Raw genomic sequence first — 3,638 nt, forward strand, 5'->3', positions numbered from 1 at the left:
GCCCGACACCACGCCCGCCGCCGGCGAAGCCGCCGAGGCGGAGCCCGCCGTGGCCACCCACACCCCGGAGGTCCCCGCGACCACGCACACCACCGAGCCGGCCACGGCCACCCAGCCCGTCCAGGCGCCGCACGTCCCCGCACCGGCCGCCGAGGCCGAGGCAGGGGCCCCGCGCCGGGCCCGGCGCCGGGTCGTCCGTGCCGCGTCCGGGTTCGCCGAGCCCGCGCGGACCGCCGGGCAGGAGGACGCCGGGGCCCCGCGCCGGCCCGCCCGCCCCGCCGTCGCCGTCTTCCGAGCGCCGGTGTTCACCGAGCCCCAGTTCCAGACGCCGGAGCGGGCCGCCGCCGAGGCGGCTGCCGAGGCCGCCGAGGTCGATGAGGCCGTCGAGACTGTCGAGGCCGAGGGGACCGAGGAGTACGCGGAGGAGCGCGCCGAGACCGGTGGCCGCCGTCGCCGGCGCCGCCGTGGTGCCGCCGCCGAGGAGAGCAGGCCGGCCGAGGCCGCCGCCGAGGAGGAGCGCGACGAGGCCGACGAGGCCCCGGAGGCCGCCGACGACCTCGCCGAGGGCGAGGGCGAGGACGGCGACGAGACCGAGGGCGCCGAGGGCTTCGAGGAGTCCGGCTCGCGCCGTCGCCGCCGCCGCGGCGGACGCCGTCGCCGGCGCGGTGACGCGGGCGACGGCGAGTCCGGCGAGGGCGTGGACGCCGACGCCGAGGAACTGGCCGCCGAGCAGGCCGCGCAGGACGCCGAGGACACCGCCGAGCAGGAGGAAGAGGACGCCGACGAGGCGCGCGGCGAGGAGTCGGGCGGATCCAGCTCCAGCAGCCGCCGTCGCCGTCGCCGTCGCCGTCGGGCGGGTGACACCTCCGCGGACACCGAGCCGTCCGAGGACGACCCGGAGCGCACCGTCGTCAAGGTCCGCGAGCCGCGCAAGCCCAGCGAGCCGTCCGACGAGGTGCAGTCCATCAAGGGCTCGACCCGTCTGGAGGCCAAGAAGCAGCGCCGCCGGGAAGGCCGTGAGCAGGGACGCCGCCGCGTCCCGATCATCACCGAGGCCGAGTTCCTGGCCCGCCGCGAGGCCGTCGAGCGCGTGATGGTCGTCCGTCAGCACGGCGAGCGCACGCAGATCGGCGTCCTGGAGGACGGCGTGCTCGTCGAGCACTACGTCAACAAGGAGCAGTCGACCTCGTACGTCGGCAACGTCTACCTGGGCAAGGTCCAGAACGTGCTGCCGTCGATGGAGGCCGCCTTCATCGACATCGGCAAGGGCCGCAACGCGGTCCTGTACGCCGGTGAGGTCAACTTCGAGGCGCTCGGCATGGCGGGCGGGCCGCGCCGGATCGAGTCGGCGCTCAAGTCCGGCCAGTCCGTCCTCGTACAGGTCACGAAGGACCCGATCGGGCACAAGGGCGCGCGGCTCACCAGCCAGGTCTCCCTCCCCGGGCGCTACCTCGTGTACGTGCCCGAGGGCTCGATGACCGGCATCAGCCGCAAGCTGCCCGACACCGAGCGGGCCCGGCTGAAGACCATCCTCAAGAAGATCGTCCCCGAGGACGCGGGCGTCATCGTGCGCACCGCCGCCGAGGGCGCGAGCGAGGACGAACTGCGCCGCGACGTCGAGCGGCTCCAGGCGCAGTGGGAGGAGATCCAGAAGAAGGCCAAGAACGGCGGCAGCGCTCCGACGCTGCTGTACGGCGAGCCGGACATGACGGTCCGGGTCGTGCGCGACATCTTCAACGAGGACTTCTCCAAGGTCATCGTCAGCGGTGACGAGGCCTGGCAGACGATCCACGGGTACGTCTCGCACGTCGCCCCGGACCTGGCCGGCCGGCTGTCGAGGTGGACCTCCGAGGTCGACGTCTTCGCCACCTACCGGATCGACGAGCAGCTCGCCAAGGCGCTGGACCGCAAGGTCTGGCTGCCCAGCGGCGGTTCGCTGGTGATCGACCGGACCGAGGCGATGGTCGTCATCGACGTCAACACCGGCAAGTTCACCGGCCAGGGCGGCAACCTGGAGGAGACGGTCACCAGGAACAACCTGGAGGCGGCCGAGGAGATCGTGCGCCAGCTGCGGCTGCGCGACCTCGGCGGCATCATCGTGATCGACTTCATCGACATGGTGCTGGAGTCCAACCGGGACCTGGTGCTGCGCCGCCTGCTGGAGTGCCTGGGCCGCGACCGTACGAAGCACCAGGTCGCGGAGGTGACCTCGCTGGGCCTCGTGCAGATGACCCGCAAGCGGGTCGGCCAGGGCCTGCTGGAGTCGTTCTCCGAGACCTGTGTCCACTGCAACGGGCGCGGTGTCATCGTCCACCTGGACCAGGCGACCGCGAACGGTGGCGGCGGCAAGCGCAAGAAGCGCGGCCGGGGCACCGAGGCGCCGGAGCCCGCGCACGAGCACGTGCACGAGACCGCCGCCGTGGCCGTGGAGACCGGAGAGGCCGTCGAGCCCGAGGTGGAGACCGCTGTGGAGGTGGCCGCCGAGGCCGCCGAGCCGGTGGCCCTGCCCGCGCCCGAGTTCGCGCCGGACGAGGAGCTGTACAGCAGCGTCGCCGAGGCGGAGGCGGCGGCCACCCGTGGCCGTACGCGGCGCCGGGCGACCCGCCGGGTGTCCGCTCCGGCGGGTGCACCGAAGGCGGAGAAGGCGCCCCGGGCCGAGCGCGCGTCCAGGGCCGGCAAGGCCGCCGCGGAGGCCGCGGAGGCCGAGGTGCCGACCGCCCAGGACGTCACCGCCGAGGAGACGGCGGCGCGCCCGGTGCGGCCGGAGCCGGCCGCCGAGGCGCTGGCCGAGCCGACGGCCGTCGAGGACCAGGTGGTCCCGGCGTCGCAGGCGGAGGCCCCGGCCGCCGAGGAGGCCGCGCCGAAGGGCCGTACGCGCCGTCGGGCGACCCGGAAGGTGTCGGCTCCGGCCGGCTCGCCGGAGGGCGCCGAGGCGGCCGTCGTGACGGTGCCGGAGACGGCGCCCGTGGCCGAGGCACCGGCGGAGCAGCCCGCTGCGGACGCCGTGACCCCGGCCGAGGCCCCTGAGGGGCAGCCGGCGGAGGCCGTGAGCGCCGCCGCCCCGGCCCGCCCGCGCCGCCGCGCGGTGCGCAAGGCCACCGCTCCGACCGCGCCCGAGGAGGCGGCTGTCGTGGTCGTCCCGTCGGCCACGTCGGAGGAGGCCACCGCGGCCGAGACTCCGGCGGCCGGGGCCCCGGCCGCCGAGGCTCCGGTGAGCGGGGAGACGGCTGCCGAGGAGGCCGCGCCGGCCAAGAAGACCGCCCGTAAGACGGCGGCCAAGAAGGCCACGGCGAAGAAGACGGCCGCCAAGAAGACCGCGGCCAAGAAGACCGCGGCCAAGAAGACGACGGCCAAGAAGGCGGCGAAGACCGCCAAGACGGCCGCCGCGAAGTCGACGGCGAAGAAGACCACCACGGTCTCCACCGCCGCGGACGAGGACTGAGTCCCGTCCCACCGGATGTGGTCCTGCCCCTGCGGGCGGGACCACACCTCTTGTCGGGGCCTTGGCGCGGGTTCTCCCGGGGCCTGTCCGACGCGAACCGTCGGACAGGCCCCGGGGACGCCGGAGCCGAGTCAGGACGTAAGGTGCCTCGGCACAGCTGAAACAAAGGAGAGAAACCGCGATGATAGGCCTCGTT

The 3,638-nt window shown here is 74.9% G+C and carries 1 protein-coding gene; it reads left to right on the top strand.

Annotated elements, in window-relative coordinates; all coding sequences use genetic code 11:
- On the top strand, positions 1 to 3,442 hold a 3,442-nt coding region (locus LG395_RS40810), incomplete at its 5' end, for an Rne/Rng family ribonuclease (RefSeq protein WP_225814632.1).
- Positions 3,443 to 3,638 lie beyond the last annotated feature (196 nt).

The sequence above is a fragment of the Streptomyces spinosus genome (assembly GCF_020400655.1).
GTDB lineage: Bacteria > Actinomycetota > Actinomycetes > Streptomycetales > Streptomycetaceae > Streptomyces > Streptomyces argyrophylli.